Annotated in this window: 16 protein-coding genes, 1 pseudogene, 1 riboswitch and 1 other annotated feature; of the genes and pseudogenes, 11 read left to right on the forward strand and 6 right to left on the reverse strand. The window is 37.3% G+C overall.

Going from position 1 to position 22,491, the window contains the following annotated elements:
• Positions 1-20 precede the first annotated feature (20 nt).
• Positions 21-1,190, reverse strand: a complete 1,170-nt coding sequence (locus LO754_RS02010) for a pyridoxal phosphate-dependent aminotransferase (RefSeq protein WP_024362807.1) — start codon at positions 1,188-1,190, stop codon at positions 21-23.
• A 162-nt stretch (positions 1,191-1,352) separates the two neighbouring features.
• Positions 1,353-2,051, reverse strand: coding sequence for a polysaccharide deacetylase family protein (locus LO754_RS02015; RefSeq protein ID WP_024362808.1), 699 nt, complete (start codon positions 2,049-2,051; stop codon positions 1,353-1,355).
• Between the two features lie 700 nt (positions 2,052-2,751).
• Between LO754_RS02015 and LO754_RS02020 the strand changes: the two genes are divergently transcribed.
• On the forward strand, positions 2,752-3,552 hold the full coding sequence (locus LO754_RS02020) for a carbon-nitrogen family hydrolase (RefSeq protein ID WP_024362809.1): 801 nt from the start codon (positions 2,752-2,754) through the stop codon (positions 3,550-3,552).
• 87 nt (positions 3,553-3,639) lie between these two features.
• Here the strand turns inward: LO754_RS02020 and LO754_RS02025 are convergent, their stop codons facing one another.
• Positions 3,640-5,208 carry a PucR family transcriptional regulator gene (locus LO754_RS02025; protein ID WP_231785483.1) on the reverse strand — a complete coding sequence of 523 codons (1,569 nt, stop codon included), beginning with the start codon at positions 5,206-5,208 and terminating at the stop codon, positions 3,640-3,642.
• A gap of 312 nt (positions 5,209-5,520) precedes the next feature.
• On the opposite strand from LO754_RS02025, the gene LO754_RS02030 reads away from it, so the two are divergent.
• On the forward strand, positions 5,521-6,873 hold the full coding sequence (locus tag LO754_RS02030; protein ID WP_024362811.1) for an aspartate aminotransferase family protein: 1,353 nt from the start codon (positions 5,521-5,523) through the stop codon (positions 6,871-6,873).
• 172 nt (positions 6,874-7,045) lie between these two features.
• On the opposite strand, the gene LO754_RS02035 is transcribed toward LO754_RS02030, so the two are convergent.
• Positions 7,046-8,212, reverse strand: a complete 1,167-nt coding sequence (locus LO754_RS02035) for an FtsW/RodA/SpoVE family cell cycle protein (RefSeq protein WP_231785484.1) — start codon at positions 8,210-8,212, stop codon at positions 7,046-7,048.
• Between the two features lie 214 nt (positions 8,213-8,426).
• Between LO754_RS02035 and LO754_RS02040 the strand changes: the two genes are divergently transcribed.
• From LO754_RS02040 to LO754_RS02050, 3 genes and pseudogenes are all read left to right on the forward strand, one after another.
• Positions 8,427-10,097, forward strand: a complete 1,671-nt coding sequence (locus LO754_RS02040) for a HAMP domain-containing methyl-accepting chemotaxis protein (protein ID WP_024362813.1) — start codon at positions 8,427-8,429, stop codon at positions 10,095-10,097.
• A 313-nt stretch (positions 10,098-10,410) separates the two neighbouring features.
• Complete coding sequence (locus LO754_RS02045; protein WP_024362814.1) at positions 10,411-11,364, forward strand: L-threonine 3-dehydrogenase; 954 nt, start codon at positions 10,411-10,413, stop codon at positions 11,362-11,364.
• A 272-nt stretch (positions 11,365-11,636) separates the two neighbouring features.
• Positions 11,637-13,262: pseudogene (locus LO754_RS02050) on the forward strand (long-chain fatty acid--CoA ligase).
• 406 nt (positions 13,263-13,668) lie between these two features.
• Here the strand turns inward: LO754_RS02050 and trpB are convergent.
• Together trpB and LO754_RS02060 are read right to left on the reverse strand one after the other, a co-directional pair.
• A complete protein-coding gene (gene trpB, locus LO754_RS02055; RefSeq protein ID WP_231785485.1) occupies positions 13,669-14,844 on the reverse strand; it encodes a tryptophan synthase subunit beta in 1,176 nt (391 codons plus the stop codon).
• Between the two features lie 59 nt (positions 14,845-14,903).
• Positions 14,904-15,100, reverse strand: a binding site (T-box leader).
• Between the two features lie 136 nt (positions 15,101-15,236).
• On the reverse strand, positions 15,237-15,719 hold the full coding sequence (locus tag LO754_RS02060) for a QueT transporter family protein (protein ID WP_024362817.1): 483 nt from the start codon (positions 15,717-15,719) through the stop codon (positions 15,237-15,239).
• Between the two features lie 6 nt (positions 15,720-15,725).
• A riboswitch (PreQ1 riboswitch) is annotated at positions 15,726-15,770 on the reverse strand.
• A gap of 404 nt (positions 15,771-16,174) precedes the next feature.
• On the opposite strand from LO754_RS02060, the gene LO754_RS02065 reads away from it, so the two are divergent.
• The 6 genes from LO754_RS02065 (at position 16,175) to LO754_RS02090 (ending at position 22,340) form a co-directional block, all read left to right on the forward strand.
• Entirely contained in the window at positions 16,175-16,726 is a 552-nt protein-coding gene (locus LO754_RS02065) for a hypothetical protein (protein ID WP_137034882.1), read from the forward strand.
• Between the two features lie 46 nt (positions 16,727-16,772).
• Entirely contained in the window at positions 16,773-17,288 is a 516-nt protein-coding gene (locus tag LO754_RS02070) for a hypothetical protein (RefSeq protein WP_231785486.1), read from the forward strand.
• Between the two features lie 466 nt (positions 17,289-17,754).
• Positions 17,755-18,777, forward strand: coding sequence for an ABC transporter substrate-binding protein (locus tag LO754_RS02075; protein ID WP_024362820.1), 1,023 nt, complete (start codon positions 17,755-17,757; stop codon positions 18,775-18,777).
• A 226-nt stretch (positions 18,778-19,003) separates the two neighbouring features.
• The gene (locus LO754_RS02080; RefSeq protein ID WP_024362821.1) at positions 19,004-20,032 is read left to right on the forward strand and encodes an ABC transporter permease; all 1,029 of its coding nucleotides are present in this window, start codon (positions 19,004-19,006) and stop codon (positions 20,030-20,032) included.
• Complete coding sequence (locus LO754_RS02085) at positions 20,025-20,819, forward strand: ABC transporter ATP-binding protein (RefSeq protein ID WP_231785487.1); 795 nt, start codon at positions 20,025-20,027, stop codon at positions 20,817-20,819. Before LO754_RS02080 ends, LO754_RS02085 begins: the two co-directional genes overlap by 8 nt.
• 123 nt (positions 20,820-20,942) lie before the next feature.
• Positions 20,943-22,340: a right-handed parallel beta-helix repeat-containing protein gene (locus LO754_RS02090; RefSeq protein WP_024362823.1), complete on the forward strand. Its 1,398-nt coding sequence runs from the start codon at positions 20,943-20,945 to the stop codon at positions 22,338-22,340.
• The last annotated feature ends 151 nt before the right edge of the window (positions 22,341-22,491 follow it).

Raw genomic sequence — 22,491 nt, forward strand, 5'->3', positions numbered from 1 at the left:
GTGCTTCTTGTATTGTGGAATTATTGTTTAAACAGATTAAGTTTTTCTATACGGCGAATCGCTTCCTGTAAGCGTTCCTCACTTACAAGTAAACCGACACGTACATAACCTTCGCCGAACTGCCCGAAGCCATTGCCAGCCGCTACTGCAATATCAGCTTTATCGAGCAATAAATCGGCAAATTGTTCGCTCGTATAGCCTAAGGGAACAGGGAGCCATGCAAAAAACGAGCCTTTTGGCGCTGTTACTTGCCAACCGATGCGCTGTGCTTCTTCGATTAATACGTTACGACGTCGCTCATATGTCGCACTAAGCTCTTGTGCACAAGTTTGTGAAGATGTTAAAGCGACAGCGGCTGCCTGTTGAACTGCTGGAAATTGGCTACAAAATAAATGATCTTGAATAAGATTAATCGCTTCGATAATTTGAGCATTACCGACTGCAAAACCGATGCGCCAGCCAGCCATATTATAAGTTTTTGATAATGTATATAGCTCGATGCCGACCTCTTTGGCACCCTCTGCCTGTAAGAAGCTTACGGGTTTATTGCCATCAAAGCCAATAGCACCATAGGCAAAATCGTGTGCTACAATAATCTGATGTTCTTTAGCAAAACGTACAGTTTCTTCAAAAAATTCAAGCGTTGCTGTTCCACCAGTAGGGTTGTTAGGGTAATTCAAGTAAAGAAGCTTAGCTCTGTCCTTTACTTCGTCGGACAATGCATCATAGTCAGGCAAGAAGTTATTTTCCGCAAAAAGTGGCATGACATCGTATTGAACATCTCCTAAGACCACTCCAGATAAATAATCGGGATACCCAGGGTCAGGTAATAACATTGTATCACCAGGGTTTAGCACAGCCATTGGTAGCTCAACAAGTCCAATTTTCGTACCACCTAAAATAGCAACTTCTGTATCGGGATTGATTGTTACATTGTATTCGCGTTTATAAAAATCAGCGGCAGCTTGCCGTAATTCGGCTATACCACGAAATGGAGAGTATTTATGATGCTGAGGGTTTTCCGCCGCTTCTTGTAGCGCTTTAATAATATGAGGAGGGGTTGGCTGGTCAGGGTTGCCCTGCCCAAGATTAATAATGTCTCGTCCTTCTGCTAATGCCGCATTGACCTTTTGCACAAGTGCTGCAAAAAACTGAGTAGGGAGTTGTTGTAGTTTTTTAGATAATTCCATGAATGTTCACCTTTTTCAGAATATAATAATTATTGTAGATATGTTGCAAATACTAGTACTTTTTCAACTGATTGTCTAGACCCTATATGGCTAAATAGGTTGCGCTTCACTATATTGCAGGCTAGAAAAGAAGATTAGTTCAAAACTAACGCTGTTTTTATGTTATATATCTTGCAGTTCATTTACGGTAATAAATGTATAGCCTTTATTTGAAAGTGCTTGTAAAATGCCTTCGATTGTTTGACGTACTTTGTCTGTGTCATCATACATTGGATGAATCAAAATAATCGACCCAGGCTTAATATTTTCTTTTACATCATTTACTTTGTCTGAAACTGTATTGAAATAACTATCGGGTTCGAGATTCCAAGTAATCGTGTCTCGATGCTGTTTATTTAGGTAATAAGGAAGTCCGATTAATTTTTTGCCATTCGGAGGACGAACATCGATTTCTCCGTTAAATCTAGCATTTCGAATTAATACATCTGTTTTTTCAATCTCTGCCTTGTAGTAAGAAAGGCTTTTGAAAACCATTCGATGATGAGAATAGCTGTGATTGCCAATTTGATGTCCTTCTTTTGCAATATTTTTCGTTTCTTCAGGGTACTTTTCGATTTCTTCACCGATTAGAAAAAAGGTAGCTTTAGCATTGTACTTAGCTAATAGCGGTAATATTATGTTGACGTTTTCTGCTGGGCCATCATCAAAAGTTAAAGCGACCACTTTTTGGGTGGTCTCTACTTGTTTAGTTATATTCCCGAATAACTGATAGGTTCTAGAATTCATTAATTTATAGGTGCCTAGTAATAGAAGGGCAACGAATAGCCATACAGACCCGATAATTATTGTTTTCTTTTTCATCATACGCCTTCTTTCCATTTAGCATTTTTGATAAAGCGCTTTATTCTATTGGAAAGCCATATTCCCCATTGTATATAGAAGAAAAGTATGTCATTACGAAAAGAGAAATTTTACTGATATGTATTTAGAAAAATAGTAGAGTAACTAAAAAAGATGGGAAATCCCATCCTTTTAGCGTTGATCTAACTTATCAGATATACGTTTAAGAATTTGTACTTGTTCCTGTTGTACTTTAAGAAATTTAAGGAGAAACCAAATGATAAAAATCACGGGCGCTATGTAGATGAATAAACTTAAAAGAGGTAAAAAAGCGATTAATGTACTGTCCATAAATGATGTTACCTTCCTTCGTATAATATCGAGAAATCTGTCGTTTTTGTATGTATTAAATATAGCAATAAACATGGTTATTGTCATTAAACGTTAAAAATGGAAGGGCAGTAACAGATACCCGGATTTGATTTTCTTCAACCGTACATACGTTAAAAAAATACATTCTTAGTGTAAGTGGGTCTAAGTAAAATTGGAGCCTGTTAGTTAGCTTAATCGACTAATTGTGCAAAAAATCTAAATTAGTGCACTTTTAACTGTAGTATAATGAACAGTAGAAAAGCGGTAGTAGGATCAGCGCTTTTGGAAATGTTTAAAGCTATTTATACCTCGAATTTAAAAACTATTTTTTACACAGGGGGAATGAAAAATGAAAATAGGTTGTATTCAATTAAATGTAGGATTTGGCAAAGTGGAAGAGAATTTTGCAAGGGCTGAAGAAAAGATTCGTGAGGCTGCAACATTAGGTGCAGAAATTATTGTGCTTCCAGAAATGTGGAATACAGGTTACGCGCTTGAAAAATTACCTGAGCTTGCAGATGTGGATGGAGAACGAGCGAAAGCATTTTTACAAGGTTTAGCAATGGAACTTGGCGTACATATTGTCGGGGGCTCTGTGGCAACGAAGAAGGGCGATAAATTTTTCAATACGATGTATACGTTTGATAAAGATGGAAAACTAGTTGGCGAATACAGTAAGGCACATTTATTCCGTTTGATGGATGAACATCTATTTTTAGAAGCAGGCGATGAAATGAATCGCTTTGCACTAGGAGATATTGAGGCGGCAGGCGTTATTTGCTATGATATTCGCTTTCCAGAATGGTTGAGAGCGCACGCATTAACAGGCGCAAAGGTGTTATTCGTGCCAGCCCAATGGCCAACACCACGTATTGACCATTGGAAAACATTATTGCAGGCACGCGCGATTGAAAATCAATGCTTCGTCATTGCGGTTAACCGTATTGCCAACAAAGTAGAAAACTTCAATGGGCAATCCATGGTAATTCAACCTTGGGGAGAAGTGTTATGGATTGGAGCAGACGATGAAGAAGTAGCAGTTATTGATGTTGATTTTTCAATTGTCGATGAAGTGCGCGGCAGAATTCCAGTGTACGATGACCGCAGACCAGGATTATATAGCATGTGCCAGTCACCTAAAAAATTCTGAAAATTCACAAAGACCCCTATGGGAACGCGTGTAACGTAAGCCGCAACATGCCTGTGGTGCCAGTCACCCGAACAATTCTGACTAATTTCATTTCTTATCTTCAATTAACGAATGAGCTAGAAGCATAAACTCAAGTGTAATCCGATTGTGCCCTTTCATGAAATTTTCTCCTAGCAAATTTTCAAGCTTCTTTAGGCGATGATAGAGAGTTTGTCGCACGATAAACAATTGATTTGCTGTTTGTTGTTTCGAGCCATTCGTTTGTAAGTAGACTTGCAGCGTTTCTAATAGCTTGCTGTTGTATTTTTTATCATATTCAATCACAGGCTGTAAATAATCTTGAATGACTTCTTGCAAGTCTACTTGCATTTGTAATTTATAAATTAGGTAATATAAATGTAAGTCATCATAAAAAAATGATGTCGTTTGAACTTTGCGACAAATATATAATGTTTCCAAAGCGGTTTGATAACTCTTCGGAATTTCCTCGACATCCGCCACAATCTTACCGATAGCTAGTTGATAGCCCTGTGCTTGCTGCTTTTTATAAAAATCCGTTGTCTGGAGCGTAGAAAAGAGCGAATTTAATAAATCACGACTCGCTTTACAATCTTTAGTGTGGAGTAAGATAAATACAACGTAGCTCTTTCGCTCGAACAAAAAGGGGACAAAACCATTTTGTTCAAATAAATTTCTATAGTAAAGTTTGCTATAAACAATATCCTCTTGACCTTTCATCATTGTATAAGGCGACGATAAAATAAAGACAGCGTTACTATAGTGTGTAAAGTTAGCATGATGGGATACGATAAATTTATAGATTTCTTCTTTCGTCAGCTTGTGATCAATCCAATCCGCTAAAAGAGTGGCATCCTCAATATCTCTTTTTTCTTCTATATAGAACTCACGCATTAAAAGCTGTGCGAGTGCCGTTGCTGTGCGGTCTAAAATGAGTAATTCAAATTCAGAAAATAATCCATCCGTTCGATAAAGGGTCAAATCGGCATAATGCTGATCAACAATAAAAATAGGTGCATGTTTAAATTGTGGCGCTGATTGTGGCAACGTTAATAATTGCTGTCGTTTCGCTAGAGGCATGTTTGGGAAAAAGATAACGTCTCGGTCTTTAATGGAAAAAATGACTTGTGTACGTAATGTATGATAAATTGTTTGCAAAATGTCATCAGTACTTTGTCCATGAAGGGCATTTTTGTTTAACGTTTGTGCGTAATTTTCTAATGAAGAAATCATGAAATATTGTTGATTCATAATTTGGCTATGTAAATCCTGTGTAATCCGAACAAAGGGAACTGTCTCATGAAATACAATGATTGGAAAGTCATGGCGATTGACCAGTGATTGTATAGCTTCAGGTATTGTCTGTAAGTAAGTGCCATATTCTATGCACAGTGCTGCACAGTTTTTTTTAATTAACATCTCGACGAAAAAGATAAAGTCCTCAAGATGATGCTGTAAACTAATCCCCGTCGTCAAAATTAATTCGTCCCCTGCTAAGAAATTATCCACTTGCACAATTTCAATAACATGTGCCCACTTAACAATGCGTAATAATCCGTCTTTTCCTGCAATGACCTCTGCACTTTGAAAGTATTCATTTTTTAATACATCCTTCACTTGAAGTTTAAATTGACTCATCGTAGCCCTCCACTCAAAGTATTGCATGATATAAAAAATAGTAACTTACGACAACTGTGAATATTTAGCTAGTAGTTTACGAAATATCTTCTTTAAAGAAAGTTTATTCTAATTTTACATTATGTTAAAAACAAAGTCATAGAATTATACAAGTTGTCTATTCCTTCGTTTTGCTAAAAGTTGTAAAATTTTTTGTAAGAAATAGTGTAATTTTGAAAAAGGGGTGACATCAGGTCGTTTTTTATATTCGCTAGAACAATACAAACTGCTTTAATAATGGAACAACATTATAAATTAAAGGGGTGCATGTAAATGGTTCAAACAAATCTGAAGAGTGACGTATTAAAAAAGGATGAACAGTATGTCTGGCATTCAATGAAGCCTTATAATCCGCAAGCCACTTATGTAGTAGAGAAATCGGATGGGGCAAGAATCGTTGATACGGAAGGTATTGAATACATTGATGCGATGGCAGGTTTATGGTGTGTCAATGCAGGCTATGGACGGAAGGAATTAGCAGATGTTGCACATGAGCAGATGATGAAAAACGCCTATGCACCTCTATCGCAAGGGCATTTACCTGCAGTTGAATTAGCTGAAAAGATTAATCAAATGCTTGGTGGCGATTATGTTATTTTCTTTTCGAATAGTGGTTCTGAAGCAAATGAAACGGCATTTAAAATTGCCCGCCAATACCATCAGCAGAAAGGGCAAAGTGCGCGCTATAAAATTGTTTCACGCTATCGGGCTTACCACGGAAGTTCGTTTGGAGCTTTAGCTGCAACGGGGCAAGCAGAACGAAAATATAAATATGAACCGCTAACACCAGGATTTATTCATGTCGCGCCACCAGACCAATATCGAGATCCAGAAAATGATGCAACAGCTCCAGTTGAGCTAGCAAGTGTTAAGGCTGTCGATAAGTTGATGACATGGGAACTTAGCGATACGATTGCTGCGATGATATTAGAACCAATTATTACGGGTGGTGGTGTAATCATGCCACCGGAAAATTACATGAAGGGCATCGAGGCGGTTTGTCAAAAACATGGGGCATTAATGATTGTCGATGAAGTCATTTGTGGATTTGGTCGCACAGGAAAGCCGTTTGGTTTTATGAACTATGGGGTGAAGCCTGACATTATTACAATGGCTAAAGGTATTACAAGTGGGTATTTACCATTATCAGCAACGGCAGTGAAACGCGAAATTTATGAGGCGTTTACAGGTTCAGATGCATACGGTTATTTCCGCCATGTCAATACATTTGGTGGCTCTCCTGTAGCCTGTGCTGTCGCATTGAAGAATATCGAAATTCTAGAGCGAGAAGCATTATTCGAGCGCTCCAAGGTAGTGGGGGCTAGTACACTTCAAACACTTCAGCAAGCTTTGAAAACACATCCACATGTTGGAGATGTACGTGGTAAAGGCTTATTAATAGGAATTGAATTAGTCGTAGATAAAGAGTCAAAAGAGCCCTTACCAGTGGATAAAGTGAACGCCGTCATTGCTGCATGCAAAGGGCAGGGTGTGATAATAGGGAAAAATGGTGCAACAGTAGCAGGGTTTAACAATGTTCTAACGCTATCACCACCACTTAATATTGTCCAACATGATTTAGATAAAATAATTGAAGTTGTTATTGAAAATATTAAAAAAATATAATTATGTACAAAGAAAGCTGTCTCTAAAAGTCGCTATCAAGGGCTTTCAGGACAGCTTTTAAAGCATCAGAAAGGCTAGGCGAAGAATGAGTATGCACAACACGCCTCCTGTCAGGAAAAGTAATAATACAATTCGCTTCTTTACTTGAGTATTCATCGATAAATGCGTCCTCCTAAACTTGTGAGGTTTTAAACATATACCCGCTATAAGAATTATGGATAACCATAACAATACCCATTAACATGAAATTTGATAGTAGTGAACTACCTCCGTAACTTAAAAACGGTAACGTTACACCGGTTACAGGTAAAAGTCCAATCGTCATGCCAATATTTTGTGTAATTTGAAATGCTAGTAAACTGGAGATACCCGCACCCATAAGGGTCATAAATGGATCCTTTGCTTCTACTGTAATAAGAACAATACGATAAATTACAAAAAATAATAATGTAATGACAAAGGCTCCACCAACAAATCCTAATTCTTCAGCGATGGCAGAAAAAATAAAATCTGTATGCTTTTCTGGAACATAGACATTATTTTGTAAATAGCCTTTACCAGTAAATTCTCCTGTACCGATGGCCATAAAGCCTTGTCTAGTTTGAAAGGAGGAATCCGTATATTCATAGGGTTGTAACCACCCGTAAATACGGGAAACTTGATGCCCAGATAACTTACTTAGTATTTTTTGTGTAAAAAAATCATTAAATTTTACATAGAGAATAACGATTGCACTAACGATGGTCACAGGAATAGCTGTGAAAATGACGAGTAATTTTGTTTGGATACCTGAAAAGTAAATCATCGGTAATATCATCGCCATATATAACATAACCATGCCTGTATCTGGTTGCTTATATACAGCGAGTGTTGGTGGAAGTGTAATGATGCCAATCATCAATAGCAATCGCATATCTGATAAAAAGGAAGGACGCACATATTTTGCTTGATGGGCGACAATCACTTTACTGACAACAATTAAAAATGCGAACTTCAAAAATTCAGAGGGTTGTAACGACCCTAAAAGTGGAATTTGATACCAAGATTTTGCTTCATTTATGGTGCGCGCGATGCTTTCAGGTGCAATAAATAATCCGAATGTTAGCGCTACTATAACCCAATAAAAGGACCAGCCGATTTTTTTTAGTTGCTCAATATCAAGTGTTGCTACACCATACATCATTAAAAAGCCCAAACTATAATAGATAAATTGCTTTATGATAAACAAACTTGCATACTGTTCAAACGCTGTACTGCTAGAGTGTACGAAGAGGCAACTAGTAATACCTAGCAACAATAGACTTATTGCTAAACTGCTATCTAATTTTTTTAAATGCAACAGTCAAACACCTCTCCTTCATAATTGTAAAAATTATCTATTAATAGTAAACGATAGAATGTAAAGAAGGTTGCGCAAGTTTTTATATTGTGTCGAATTTATTAAAGAATCGAATGTTCTATAATTCTGTTAGAAAATTTTACAAAAACATAACACTAGCTTTATATCTCCATACTATGATTAATGGTAATAGTTGGAGAAGGAGCCGAAAATAATGCATTTTTTTCGTTATATTAAGGTAAAAGATAAGCTGCTTGTACTCATGATTGTTTGTGTACTATCGAATGTCCTACTCGGTATATTTAGTGTGGATTATTTACGGAAAATGTCATGGCATGCAAGCGAAAGTTATACCGAGGCACTTGTACCGATTGGATGGCTTAATGAGCTTGAGGAAGCGCAACGACACTTGGATTATTTAATGGATTCAGGTGGCGAATATCAAGAGATGGCAGCTATACTAAAAAATATTGAACAGCCTTTAAGTAATTTAGAAAAAATAGTAATTGATAAAAAAATGAATCATCAAGTAAAGAAGTATAATTCGGTATTCTCACAGCAGATAGAATTAGTTGAAAGTTATCAACAGTTAAATACGCAAAAACGGCAGCAGTTTTATGAGCAGTCCTATTTACCGGTTAGCCAACAAAGCCATGCAATTTTAGAAGAGACGCAGAGTTATTTAGTTCAAAGAGCTGATGAACAGCAACAAGCGTACCAAAAGGATGTGCAATTTGGTTATTGGTTATTGGGGAGTGTTTGTACATTTGTCGTACTATTAGTCGTTTTCATTGGTTTCATCGCAACGAAGGCTGTTAATGTACCGACACGTCAATTGAAATCACTATTAAAACGTGCAGAACAAGGTGATTTTACAGCCAATGCGAGCTATGTGGCGCATGATGAGCTTGGAGAAGTTGTATTGTCATATAATCAGATGGCAACAGAAGTAAAGCGATTGTTACATACGGTTACAAATAGTGCGCAAGAGGTTGCAGGAATGACGGAAAATTTACAAGAATCCTCGGAGCGATCTTCTACAGCTACAGTAAAAATAGCAAAGGATGTGCAGAGTATTGCAGATTTGACCACTGCATCTACTAGTAAATTAGCGTCCAATTCTGCCTCATTAGAAGAAGTATTAAACGGTGTACAGATTGTCTTAGAAAAAGTGCAGCTTGTAGAGAGCTTTGCACATGAGACTGCCCGTGAAGCAGAAAGTGGTACAGATATTGTACAGGCGAATTTAACCCAAATTCAAGCCATAAAGCGCGCTGTTGAAAAATCAAATATAGCTATTTTTAAACTAGTGGAAAGAGCCTCTACAATCGACCATATGGTTGAAGTGATTGAAAAAATAACTGCCCAAACCAATTTACTGGCGCTAAATGCGTCCATCGAAGCGGCGAGAGCTGGCGAACACGGACAAGGGTTTGCCATCGTCGCCAACGAAGTACGTAAACTAGCTGAGCAAACAGTACATTCAACTCAAACAATTACGTCCATTGTACAAAATATCCAAACCGATTCTCACTACGCTGTAAAGATGATGGAAGGTGTACTAAGTGCTACAGAAAAAGGTGTAAATGTAACGTCAGAAACTGCAACAAGCTTCGATCAAATATTAGAAAAGGTCAATATCATTCAGCCATATATTGTAGAAGTATCGACGACAGTGCAAGATATAGCTGAACATACAAAGAAGGTTAACGAAGATGCAGGTATGTTAACAGCTCTTTCAGATACGAATGCAGCCTCGACTAAACATGTAGCGAAGTTAACGACAGATCAATTAAATGCACAGCAACAATTTCATCATACGATTAAGGAATTACGAAAAGTTTCAAAGGTGTTGCAAATTGCTGTTAAACGTTTTTCAATTTAATGGAACAAGAAAAAAAGTTGAACCTCTTTATGTATGTGTAAAGAGGTTCTTTTTTTATGAAAAATAGATTATTGTATTTTTGGAAAGTACAAATGTATTTTTGTGTTGTGAGACAGCACAAGATTTATCAAAAACCATATACTGATAACAAGGAAATTTACGTCCTTTTTTGAAACTCGTATAGATTGTTGTTGTATTTTTTATATGAACACATTATAATGAAATGCATCAGAAGTGTTATTAAATCAATGTTTCAGTATAAAATATTGTACTCCTGAGAAGTACAATTGTTCATATGTGGAGGTTTGGAGAAATGGAAAAGATTATGGTTACAGGTGCTCTTGGTCAAATAGGCTCTGAGCTAGTAGAAAAACTTCGTAGTATTTATGGAGAGGACAATGTGTTAGCTACAGATATACGAAAGCTTGAACATACAAAGGGGCCATTCGAAGTGCTGGACGTGACGGATGGACAAAGGATGCATGATTTAGCTAAGGATTTTGGTGCAGATACGATGATGCATTTAGCTGCACTACTATCTGCAACTGCAGAAAGAAATCCATTGCTTGCTTGGAATTTAAATATGGGTGGTTTAATGAATGCATTAGAAGTGTCGCGTGAGTTGAAGTTACAATTTTTCACGCCGAGTTCTATTGGTGCATTCGGTCCAACAACACCTAAGGATGATACGCCACAAGATACATTACAGCGTCCAACAACGATGTATGGTGTAAATAAAGTCGGGGGAGAATTATTATGTGACTATTATTTCAATCGTTTTGGGGTAGATACACGTGGTGTACGCTTCCCAGGATTGATTTCTTATGTAACGCCTCCTGGCGGTGGTACAACGGATTATGCCGTAGAAATCTTCTACGAAGCGATTGAACAAGGGAAGTATACATCATATATTCAAGAAGGAACGTATATGGATATGATGTATATGCCAGATGCGTTACAAGCGATTGTGGATTTAATGGAGGCTGATAGTAGTAAACTAATTCATCGCAATGCATTTAATATTACTGCGATGAGCTTTGAACCATCACAAATTGCAGCCGAAATTAAAAAACATTTGCCACAATTCCGAATGGATTATAACGTCGATCCGATTCGTCAAGCAATTGCGGATAGTTGGCCAAATTCTATCAATGTTGATGCAGCCAAAAATGAATGGGGCTTTAAAGCAGAATATGATTTAGCCAAGATGACTATCGATATGTTGGAGAAATTAAAAATTAAACTGCAAAAGAAGGCTATTTCATAAAAATAAAAGCTTTTTCAAATGAAAATAAATTAACGCAGGTAAAGAGAAACGACATTGTTTTTCTTTACCTGTTTTTTGTTGACGTGGCACTATTCAATAAAAAACAGGATAGAAAAACAGAGTATAAAAAAGAAAATTTTTGGAATATATAGCATAATGATTAATTTTCTAATATAATCATATTCAGAATATTAATAGTATTCTGTTAAAGAATACATAGATGTTCTACAAGTGTTTGGGGGAATTCACTTAGAAGAAGGGATGGATGTAATATGATGCAAACACCATTAGTATTAACAAACTTTTTTAAGCGAGCTGAGAGTTACTTCGCTAGAAAGACAATCGTGTCGCGTACAAGTGCACATAAAATTCACCGTTTAACATATGGAGAATGGGCGAAAAGGACGCGTCGTTTAGCAGATGCGCTGACAAAGCTGGGGATGGAAAAGGGGAAAAAGATTGGTTCCTTCGCGTGGAATCAGCATCGCCACTTAGAGGCGTATTTTGCAGTGCCATGTTCTGGTGCCATTTTGCATATGGTGAATATTCGCTTATCTGAAGAGCATTTAATTTATATCATTAACCATGCCGAGGATGAGATTTTAATGATTGATGTTGATTTGCTCCCTATCATAGAAAATATTGCTAGTGAGTTAAAAACAGTAAAACATTATATTATTATGACTGATGAAGAGACGTTACCAGAGACAACGTTACCGAATGCTTTATCCTATGAAGAATTATTAGCTGCTGCAGATGAAAACTTCGAATTTCCAGATGATTTAGAGGAAGAAGCACCTGCTGGTATGTGTTATACAAGTGCCACAACAGGAAATCCAAAAGGGGTGGTTTATTCACATCGTGGCTTAGTGTTACACAGTATGATGCTAAGTATGTCCGACTCCATGGGTATTTCAGAGCGCGATGTTGTGATGCCAATTGTGCCAATGTTTCATGCAAATGCTTGGGGGTTGCCATTTGCAAGTGTCAATGTCGGTGCAACCCAAGTACTGCCAAGGCCTCAATTTACTTCTGATTTGATTTTAGATTTAGTGGAGCAAGAAAAGGTGACATTGACTGCAGGTGTGCCTACCATTTGGATTGGAGCATTACAAGAGCAGGAGAAGCGTGAGCGAGATATCAGTTCGCTTCGCGCGATTTGTTGTGGTGGTTCAGCTTCACCAACACGTTTAATCCGTACGTTTGAAGAAAAATACGGTATTCCATACATCGTTGTCTATGGTATGACGGAGACAACGCCAATCGTTGCGTTATCAAATTATATGTCATGGATGGAAGAATGACCGATTGAAAAACGTATTGAAGCTCGTGCTACGCAAGGAATGACAATGGCTGGGATTGAGTCAAGTATTATTAATGATCATGGAGAAGTGCCATGGGATGGTGAGACCATGGGCGAATTACGTTTACGTGGTCCGTGGATTTCACATGAATATTATCGAGATGAGCGTACAAAAGATGCCTATCGAGATGGCTGGTTATTTACAGGAGATATTGCGGTTCGTACGGCGGACGGCTTTATTAAAATTACTGACCGAACAAAAGACTTAATTAAATCTGGTGGTGAGTGGATTTCTTCTGTAGATTTGGAAAATGCACTAATGACGCATGATGCTATATTTGAAGCAGCAGTTATTGCAATTCCACATGCCAAATGGCAAGAACGTCCACTAGCCTGCGTCGTTTTAAAGGAAGGGATGGCAGCAACGGAAGAAGAATTGCTAGCATTTCTAGAAAGTCAATTTGCGAAATGGTGGGTGCCAGACGATATTGTCTTTTTAGATGAAATCCCAAAAACATCTGTAGGAAAGTTCTTAAAAGCTAAGTTACGTGACAATGTAGCGGAAATTTATCCGAAGCTAAATATGCTTGTGTAATAGGAAAAGAGGCTAGGACATAACTAAAAAAAATTAAGGAACAGAGGAAAGGTGTTCGTAAATTTTTGCTATTATGGGAACTTAGCCATTCTTGCTTTTGCAAAAATAAAAAATTAGAAGTGTTCACTAGTTGTTGGTAGCGAGGGCGGTGACTCCTGCTTAGAACGCACACACCGTAAGACGCTGTCATTCCGCGCATTAGCGAGGGTTGCAGCTTACTGTGCTGAGCGGAACGCACCGCCGAAGCGGACAACAACGGCGCAGCAAAAAAAGGTGTTAGATTGACTGCCATCAATCTAACACCTTTTCTCTTTTGTCCAAGCCTGCTTTGTCTTTTTTATCGATATGATACGAGTTGTGGCTTGCCATGTGCCCGCGGAACGCATCTGAATGTAAAAAAAGTAATTTATAGTGTAGCTTTATTTTTTAACATATTGAATACTTGTTCAACGTCTTTATCTCCACGACCTGAGATATTAATAATAATACTTTCGTCAGGTGATAGTGTTGGTGCTAATTTTATAGCATGTGCTACAGCATGCGAGCTCTCTAGCGCAGGGATAATTCCCTCCACTTTTGAAAGTACTTGGAATGCTTCTAGCACTTCGTCATTTGATACGATTACATATTCAGCGCGGCCAATTGTTTTTAAATAACTATGTTCAGTGCCAGCCCCAGGGTAGTCAAGACCAGCTGCAATTGAATATGTTGGTAATGGATTACCTTGTGCATCTTGCAATACTAAACATTTAAAACCATGCAATTCACCAGGAGTACCTTCATTTAATGTTGCTGCTTTTTCTGGTTCGATACCGATTAAACGAACGCCTTCATCATCGATATATTCTGCAAATGCACCGATTGCATTACTACCGCCACCGACACATGCAAGAACTGCTGTAGGGAGTTTGCCTTCTTTTTCTAAAATTTGCTCACGACTCTCACGGCTAATCACTGATTGGAAATGTTTCACCATTGAAGGGAATGGATGCGGTCCTACTGCAGAGCCTAATAAATAGAAAGTTGTTTCATAGTTTTCTACTAAATCAGCAAATGCTTCGTCTACGGCATCTTTCAGACGACCTTGGCCTTTATCAACGGCAACAACTTTAGCACCTAATAACTCCATACGGAATACATTTAATGCTTGTCGTTTTGTATCTTCTAGTCCCATGTAGACTGTGCAATCCATGCCAAACATAGCGCAAGCAGTTGCTGTTGCAACACCGTGTTGACCTGCGCCCGTCTCAGCAATAACACGATTAGCGCCCATGCGTTTTGCAAGTAAAATTTGACCTAGTACATTATTGATTTTATGTGAACCAGTATGATTTAAATCTTCACGCTTTAAATAAATTTTAGCGCCGCCAAGTTGCTTCGTTAAATTTTCTGCAAAATACAGTGGCGATTTTCGGCCAATATATTCACGGAAATAATAGTCTAGTTCTTGATTAAACGCTTCATCATCTTTATATTTTTGGAAGTTCTCATCTAAAATATTTAATACATTTTGAAGCTCTTCAGGAACGAAGCTGCCTCCAAATTCACCAAAATATCCTTTTTGCTCTACTGCTGTACCCATCTGTTCTCGACTCCTCTATTCTAAATTTTCCATAAAAAAAGGTCACTCCAATCCTCTATAAAAAGGACGAGTAACCGTGGTGCCACCTTTATTCGCAAAAATGCGCGCTTGTACTCCTGTAACGGGGAGTTAGTTCGACCTTATTTTAGTAAGGCTGCTCCGAAGTCCATTCACAAGTCCATACTACTGATTTGCACCAACCATCAGCTCTCTAAAAGTACGATTGCTTGCTACTCCTCTTCTTCTACACATTTATTATTGAAAAATTTTAATATATTTTCAGAATAGTGTCAAGAAAAAGAAAAAATACTTTTGTAGCCTTAATTGTAAGAGGAGAAGCAGGGGGAGTGCGCCCGAAAGTAAAAAAAAGACGAATCGAAAAGACTCGTCTATTAAATCATATTTTTGAAATTTAGGCGCTTGTTGAGCATATACATAATCGGTGCACCGACTGCTAATACAACAAATTCACCAGCTGCGACAGTTAACCATGTCCACAGGAATGGTAATTCTAATGCTAAGTTCAGCTCGAAGGCAATGATAAACATTGTGGATGTAAATAAAAATGTGTTTATGATTAAACGCGCCCATATATTTTGGACAAATTTACAAATCACAATTAACAAGCCAAGCGTAATCATTGTCTGTCCAACGCCAAACACTAAATCATAGGCACCAAGTGGTGAAAATAGATTTGAAATAAACACACCCATAATAATCCCAACGGCAAAGCGAGGGTTAAAGGCAACTAAATGATTAAAAATTTCCGATACGCGGAATTGCACCTCTGTAAAACCAAATGGTGCGACGAGCATTGTAACAGCAATATAGAGCGCGGCAATAATGCCACTTGCTGCTAAAAATTTCACTTTCATATTCATTTCTCCTTAGTTTTTTTTCGTGGGATGGTTACGAACCACGTAGAGCAAGAGCAATCATATCAGTAATGGTGCGGGTTTGTAAATAGCTCTATGAAAAATAGATATAGCACGAATATTCGTAGTATTTCATCTTTTGTGTGGGATGTAAAAATTTCCTGTTTTTAAGGATAAAGAACGGGTGTACCGACAGAAAAAATGTCGGTTGAAATGTCGGTACTGTTTTCGATAAAATTAAATTAACTCGAGTATATTTAAATTTGCTATAGCAACCATTTCAGATGACTTAATAAATTAAAGTTGAATTTGAAAAGGAAAAAGGGGTGCAAAGCATGATGAGGATACTTAAACTCACACTATTTCTTTTGATTTTTTTTCCATTAGTTGATTCGGATGTAAAGGCTAATGATGAAACTAATTCAAACATAATTAAAATATTAGATGGGAAAAATATGAGTGAGGAAGAGTTGGATGCAATCTTAAACTCAGGTGAAGAATTTACGATAGAACTAACCGATGAACAAGTAGCTGAACATTATGCAGAAATAAAAGGTGTTTCTTTAGACGAAGCTTACCAGGCAATGTCAGATAGTTTAGCACAAGCTAAGCCAATAGCAAGGTCTGTTACATCAAATCCGTCTTGTGGATGGTTAGCTACAAGTACACCAGTAATAATTCCAAATAGATCCTATAAACCAACTCTTCTTGTGTATGTGAATGTGTGCCGTGGTGGTGCGCAATATATAGATACAAATACGAAGCCACTTCTTCAAGAGTTTCGAGCAAATCCAATTTCTTTCGATGGTACAATAGTAGTTGAATTATACAATGGTCACTTTTATTATACAGTGAATGGAAACTTTTATGAATCTACATCAACTACACATACAGGCACTGCTGGAGTCACTACAGTTTTTAGTGCTACTTATTCAGTTGCCTTAACTAGTAATTATTATGCATCGTTAACAATCTTAAGGACAAAACGGGATGTGTTAGGTTATTAGATAGGATAAAGTAAAATGATATTATCCGTAACTGGAGGGATGTCGTTTGAAGAAAATTGCATCTTTGCTTATCTGGGTTTTAATCTGTCTCGTTGGGTGTAACAATACAGAATTTGGCATTTACCAAGGGCGGGATTTAAAAATTGGGGTAATTGGGGCGATTCCAGAAGTAAGGGAAGAAAATATAGATTTTCAAGATATTACTTTTGAGAAGTTAAAAAATAATACGGAATCCCTATCTAAAGAGCTAGATGCCATTATGATTATGAAAGAATTTTTACATGAAGCAGATGATGACCAATATGTAGCTGCTTATAGGTCGTTAAAAATTCCTACATTTTTTATGCAATCGACTAAAGTACATGTACCATTTGTCAATGAAGGTGTTCAGTATGATGATATTATTGATGTTGACCCTGCTAATTTCGCAACAGGGTTTCTCGATTTAGGAACTGATGAGAAAATTAAAGAACATACATGGAGATATAAGTTGGGAAAGAAACAGAATATTCAAGATGTTTACTCGCGAATTTTTGCTACTATTGAATCTGTAAGTAGTTAATTAAATGGCGCAGTGAAGGCAAGACGTGCACTCAATGCAAGATGAGGACACCTCGCATTCTTGCTGCTTACGGTGTGCCCCCGGAAAGCACCATCCGAAGTGGACATCAACGATATAGTAAAAAAGCGTTAGATTGACTGCGGTCAATTTAACGCTTTTCTCTTTTGTCCCAAATTCTATTATGCTCTTATCGATTTTTGGATTATGAAGGCAACCTTTAACTTTCGAAAAATTGCCATACAATTATTATTATATTACAAAAGAATTATAAATTAAGAAATGTAGTAGTTTAGCGGTTTAAAGCGACAAATTAAGTGAAAAAGTAAAATATTTTGTCAAATTTAAAAGTCAGAACATTCATAATGTTGTTGACGAATAGCGATAATAACGATAATATAGCGATACATTCACACTTTGCTCGAGTGAAGTGTGATAGATAATAGAGTATTAGTCGGGGGGATTATTTGTGAAGCGCAATATGAAACAGCTTTCGTTCCTATTATTTGGATTATTATTATTGCTTGCTGCTTGTGGTAGCGGTAGTTCTAGTTCATCAGATGCAAAAGGTGACGAAAAAAATAGTGCAAGTGAGAGCGGTAGTGTAGATCAAAAAACATATAAAATCGGGATTACTCAAATTGTAGAGCATCCATCTTTAAATGCTGCAACAGAAGGGTTCAAAAAAGCGATTGAGGATTCGGGCTTAAAAGTGGAATATGATGCACAAATTGCACAAGGTGATAACAGCTTAAATACAACAATTGCCAATAACCTAGTAAGTGCAAACGTAGATTTAATTTTTGCTAACTCTACACCTTCTGCACAAGCAGCAGCTACGGCAACGGGCGATATTCCAATTATCTTTACTTCTGTGACAGATGCAGTGGGCGCGCAGTTAATTGATTCGATGGACAAACCAGGGAAAAATGTAACGGGAACAATTGATTTACATCCTGATACGATTTCTAAAACGGTAGCATTATTAAAAGAACTTGGCGCTAAAAACGTCGGTATGGTTTACAATGCTGGTGAGCAAAATTCAGTAGCACAAGTAACAGAAGTGAAAAAAGTGATGGCTGAACAAGGTCTTGAAGTAAAAGAGGCTTCAGCTGCAACTTCAGCGGATGTTAAACAAGCGGCTGAATCGTTAATTGGTAAAGTAGAGGCTTTTTATATTATTACGGATAATACAGTTGTTTCTGCATTAGAATCTGTTATTGATGTAGCAAAAGCAAATAAATTACCGCTTATTGTTGGTGAGCTTGATTCTGTAGAACGTGGTGGCTTAGCTGCATACGGCTTTGAGTACTATGATATCGGCTATGAAGCTGGTCAAATGGCTGTCAAAATCTTAAAAGGTGAAGCAACACCTGCTGATACACCAGCTCAATATCCACAAAACTTAAAATTAGTAGTGAACAAAAAAGTTGCTGATGAATTAGGGATTGAAATTAAAGATTCTTGGGGCGCAGAGCTTTTAGAAAAATAATGCATATGTCATGTTACATTTGAGCTGAAGCGGGGGAGAACTATCCCCGCTTTCTCTTCATTTTAACTTGTTCAAGCAGACAATCTTTACGTTTATCAATAAGAGATTTGAGTTCCAAGTAAATTTTACAGATTTTAAGAGAAGCTTTTGAACAAGCTAGATAACATCTTGGCGCAATGACGGCTCGGTATAATTGATACGATAATTTTTAGGAGATGATTCAACAATGTTTACAGCAATATTTGGCTCAGTGGAGCAAGGAATCATCTATGCAATTATGGCACTCGGTGTTTACTTAACATTCCGTGTGTTAGACTTTCCGGATTTAACGGTTGATGGAAGCTTTGTAACAGGGGCGGCTACGGCAGCAACAATGATTCTGCTTGGCTACCACCCAATCTTAGCGACTTTAGTGGCAATTGTTGCTGGATTTATTGCAGGATGTATGACAGGAATTCTTCACACAAAAGGGAAGATTAATCCGCTATTATCAGGGATTTTAATGATGATTGCCTTGTATTCGCTTAACTTACGCATCATGGGGTTAACTGCAGAAAATACGATAGGTCGTCCGAATATTCCATTATTAAACTCTGAAACCTTGTTTTCAAAGTTTCAAACATTTTGGAGTAATTTAGGTATCGATGCGGCATTAAATAACGTATTAAAAAGCATCGGCATTCAGCAAGTACCGTCAACTTGGGGTACGTTGATTGTAGTTTTACTCATCACGATTTTAATTAAATTTATTGCGGACTGGTTCTTAAAAACAGAAGTCGGGCTAGCTATTCGAGCAACAGGTGATAATAAACGTATGATTCGTAGTTTCTCTGCGAATACAGATACGCTTATTATTCTTGGTCTTGGTCTTTCGAATGCACTTGTCGCATTTTCTGGAGCTTTAATCGCACAATATTCGAAGTTTTCGGATGTTAGTATGGGGATCGGTATGATTGTTATCGGTCTTGCTTCGGTTATTATAGGGGAAGCCATCTTTGGTACAAAAACAATTATGCGTACTACATTGGCTGTAATCGCTGGTGCTATTATTTACCGCATTATTTTAGCGTTAGCATTGCGCGTCGATTTCCTTGATTCAGGTGATATGAAACTCATTACGGCTATTATTGTTATTTTAGCGCTTGTCGTTCCTCAGTTTGTTGAAAAAAACAAAGAGCGAAAGCGCAAAGCAAAACGGGCAGCAGAACGTTCGCAAGTGAAAACGGTAGAGCAGGGAGGAAAAGGCCTTGCTTAAATTAGACGGCATTAATAAAATTTTTAATGAAGGTACACCCGATGAGAAAATTGCACTTGCTGAAATAAACTTACATTTAAAACCAGGCGATTTTGTTACAATTATCGGCAGTAATGGTGCGGGTAAATCTACGATGATGAATATGATTTCTGGTGCGTTAACACCAGACTTTGGTTCCGTATTAATAGACGGTAATAATGTCACAAGTTTGCCAGAATATAAACGGTCTCATTTCATTGGTCGCGTGTTTCAGGACCCAATGGCGGGAACAGCACCGACTATGACGATTGAAGAAAACTTAGCACTTGCGTATTCAAGAAACAAAAGTCGCAGCCTACGTATTGGCGTTGATAAGAAACGTCGACAATTTTTTAAGGAATCATTAGAAATGCTAGGGTTAAACTTAGAAAGTCGCTTATCCGCAAAGGTTGGCTTGCTTTCGGGCGGTGAGCGTCAGGCATTATCACTGTTAATGGCTACGTTTACGAAGCCATCCATTCTATTGCTAGATGAGCATACCGCAGCGCTTGACCCTTCGCGTGCTGAGCTTATTACGCGTATTACGAAGCATTTAGTTGAAAAGGACAATCTTACGACGCTAATGGTCACGCACAATATGCAACAAGCATTGGATTTAGGAAACCGTCTTATTATGATGGATAAAGGTCAGATTATCTTGGAGGTCGGCGAGGATCGCAAACATGAACTGACAATTCCTGATTTAATGGCTGAATTCGAACGCATTCGCGGTGAAAAAATGAATTCTGACCGTGCATTGCTAGGTTAATGATTAAACGTCCATACATAGGTATGGGCGTTTTTTATTGTGCTAGTGAAAATTCTGAATTGTTTTGGTGCCTGTTACTTGTATTATTAAAGTTATGAAATATATTCAATAAGGAATGATTTAATGAAAAAATTTTATTTTATCCTCTTGGTAGCAGTTGCTATGGTGATTGTCTTTGTTTTAAACAATAATGAAGATAAGCAGGATCAAGTTATTTACGTTGCGACAAATGGAAATGATGATAATGTTGGTACAAAATCAAAGCCATTACGCACATTAAAAAAAGCGGCTTTAGAAGCAAGCGCCGGTACTACCGTCCTCATACGAAAAGGAAATTATCATGAAAAACTTGTCGTAAAACATAGTGGCACCAAGTCAAAACCAATTACATTTAAAGCCTACAACAAGGAAAAGGTTGTCCTTAGTGGAAAGGACTTGAAGGATGTTGAAGAGGATGTAGCCTTAGTGGTGATAAATAATAAGAATTACGTGACCATCAGTGGACTAACTATCCAGGATTTATCTACTGATTTAGCAGGCGAAACAATAATGGGGATTTATGTAACAGGTTCTAGTAGCCATATTACACTAGACAATAATCATGTGCAGCGCATTGAAACCCATGCAGATGATGGGAATGGCCATGGGATTGCTATATACGGAACTGGCACAATGAAAGATATAAATATTGCAAATAATACGTTGGAAGACTTGAAACTAGGGGCAAGTGAATCTCTTGTTCTAAATGGCAATATTGACGTTTTTAAAGTAGAAAATAATATAGTTCGCCGTAGTGATAATATCGGAATTGACCTAATTGGTTATGAAGGCATTTCAAATGATAAAAAAGTGGACTTTGTACGGAATGGCATCGTAAAGAATAATATAGTTTATGAAATATCCTCTTATGGCAATCCAGCTTATGGGGAAGATTATGCTGCTGGCGGAATTTATGTAGATGGTGGCAAAAATATAACCATTGAAAAGAATACCGTTTATAAAAGTGATATTGGAATAGAAGCAACTTCTGAGCATGCTAAAAAATACGCTGATAACATTAAAATAATAAACAATATTATTTATGAAAACTTTTACACTGGGATATCGATTGGTGGGTATGATGAAAATCGGGGAGGTACGATTAATTCTACTATCTCTCAAAATATTCTTTATCGAAATGACACGAAGGGGCTAGATGGGGGACAGCTATTATTACAATATGATACAAAAAACAATGTGATAGAAAGAAATGTTTTAACCGCTGGACCATCGCGGATTTTTATCTCCAACTATTTTACAGCCAATCAAAAAAATAAACTCCAAAAGAATGTATTCCATAAAGAAAAAGGAGAAACGGGTATTTGGATATGGAAAGAGAAAGAATATACATCTTTTCCTAAATTTCAAAAAGCCTCAAAAAGTGATGAGAAGTCTAGCTATATAGATCCGAAATATCAAAATGCAAACAAATATGATTTTAGGTTAAAAGAGGATTCTCTTGCAAGAAAAATTGTATTTTGATTTTGTATTCTAGGACTCGTATTGTTCTTATTTGTTTTGTGGGTCTATGCTACTGTTAATAATTCCATGCTATAATCTAGGGAGCTTCGTTATGTCAGAATTCAGAATTGTTTGAGTGCCTGGCACTTATAAAAAATAGCGTACTAGAACT

The sequence above is a fragment of the Lysinibacillus sp. GJ-1 genome (assembly GCF_021166035.1).
Lineage (GTDB): Bacteria > Bacillota > Bacilli > Bacillales_A > Planococcaceae > Lysinibacillus > Lysinibacillus sphaericus.

Excerpts from the sequence above, each read along its gene's own strand:
- LO754_RS02025 (WP_231785483.1), bottom strand. The coding sequence starts at position 5,208 with ATGAGTCAATTTAAACTTCAAGTGAAGGATGTATTAAAAAATGAATAC.
- trpB (WP_231785485.1), bottom strand. The coding sequence starts at position 14,844 with ATGGGTACAGCAGTAGAGCAAAAAGGATATTTTGGTGAATTTGGAGGC.
- LO754_RS02020 (WP_024362809.1), top strand. The coding sequence starts at position 2,752 with ATGAAAATAGGTTGTATTCAATTAAATGTAGGATTTGGCAAAGTGGAA.
- LO754_RS02030 (WP_024362811.1), top strand. The coding sequence starts at position 5,521 with ATGGTTCAAACAAATCTGAAGAGTGACGTATTAAAAAAGGATGAACAG.
- LO754_RS02015 (WP_024362808.1), bottom strand. The coding sequence starts at position 2,051 with ATGAAAAAGAAAACAATAATTATCGGGTCTGTATGGCTATTCGTTGCC.
- LO754_RS02060 (WP_024362817.1), bottom strand. The coding sequence starts at position 15,719 with ATGAAAGTGAAATTTTTAGCAGCAAGTGGCATTATTGCCGCGCTCTAT.
- LO754_RS02090 (WP_024362823.1), top strand. The coding sequence starts at position 20,943 with ATGAAAAAATTTTATTTTATCCTCTTGGTAGCAGTTGCTATGGTGATT.
- LO754_RS02045 (WP_024362814.1), top strand. The coding sequence starts at position 10,411 with ATGGAAAAGATTATGGTTACAGGTGCTCTTGGTCAAATAGGCTCTGAG.
- LO754_RS02010 (WP_024362807.1), bottom strand. The coding sequence starts at position 1,190 with ATGGAATTATCTAAAAAACTACAACAACTCCCTACTCAGTTTTTTGCA.
- LO754_RS02065 (WP_137034882.1), top strand. The coding sequence starts at position 16,175 with ATGAGTGAGGAAGAGTTGGATGCAATCTTAAACTCAGGTGAAGAATTT.
- LO754_RS02080 (WP_024362821.1), top strand. The coding sequence starts at position 19,004 with ATGTTTACAGCAATATTTGGCTCAGTGGAGCAAGGAATCATCTATGCA.
- LO754_RS02040 (WP_024362813.1), top strand. The coding sequence starts at position 8,427 with ATGCATTTTTTTCGTTATATTAAGGTAAAAGATAAGCTGCTTGTACTC.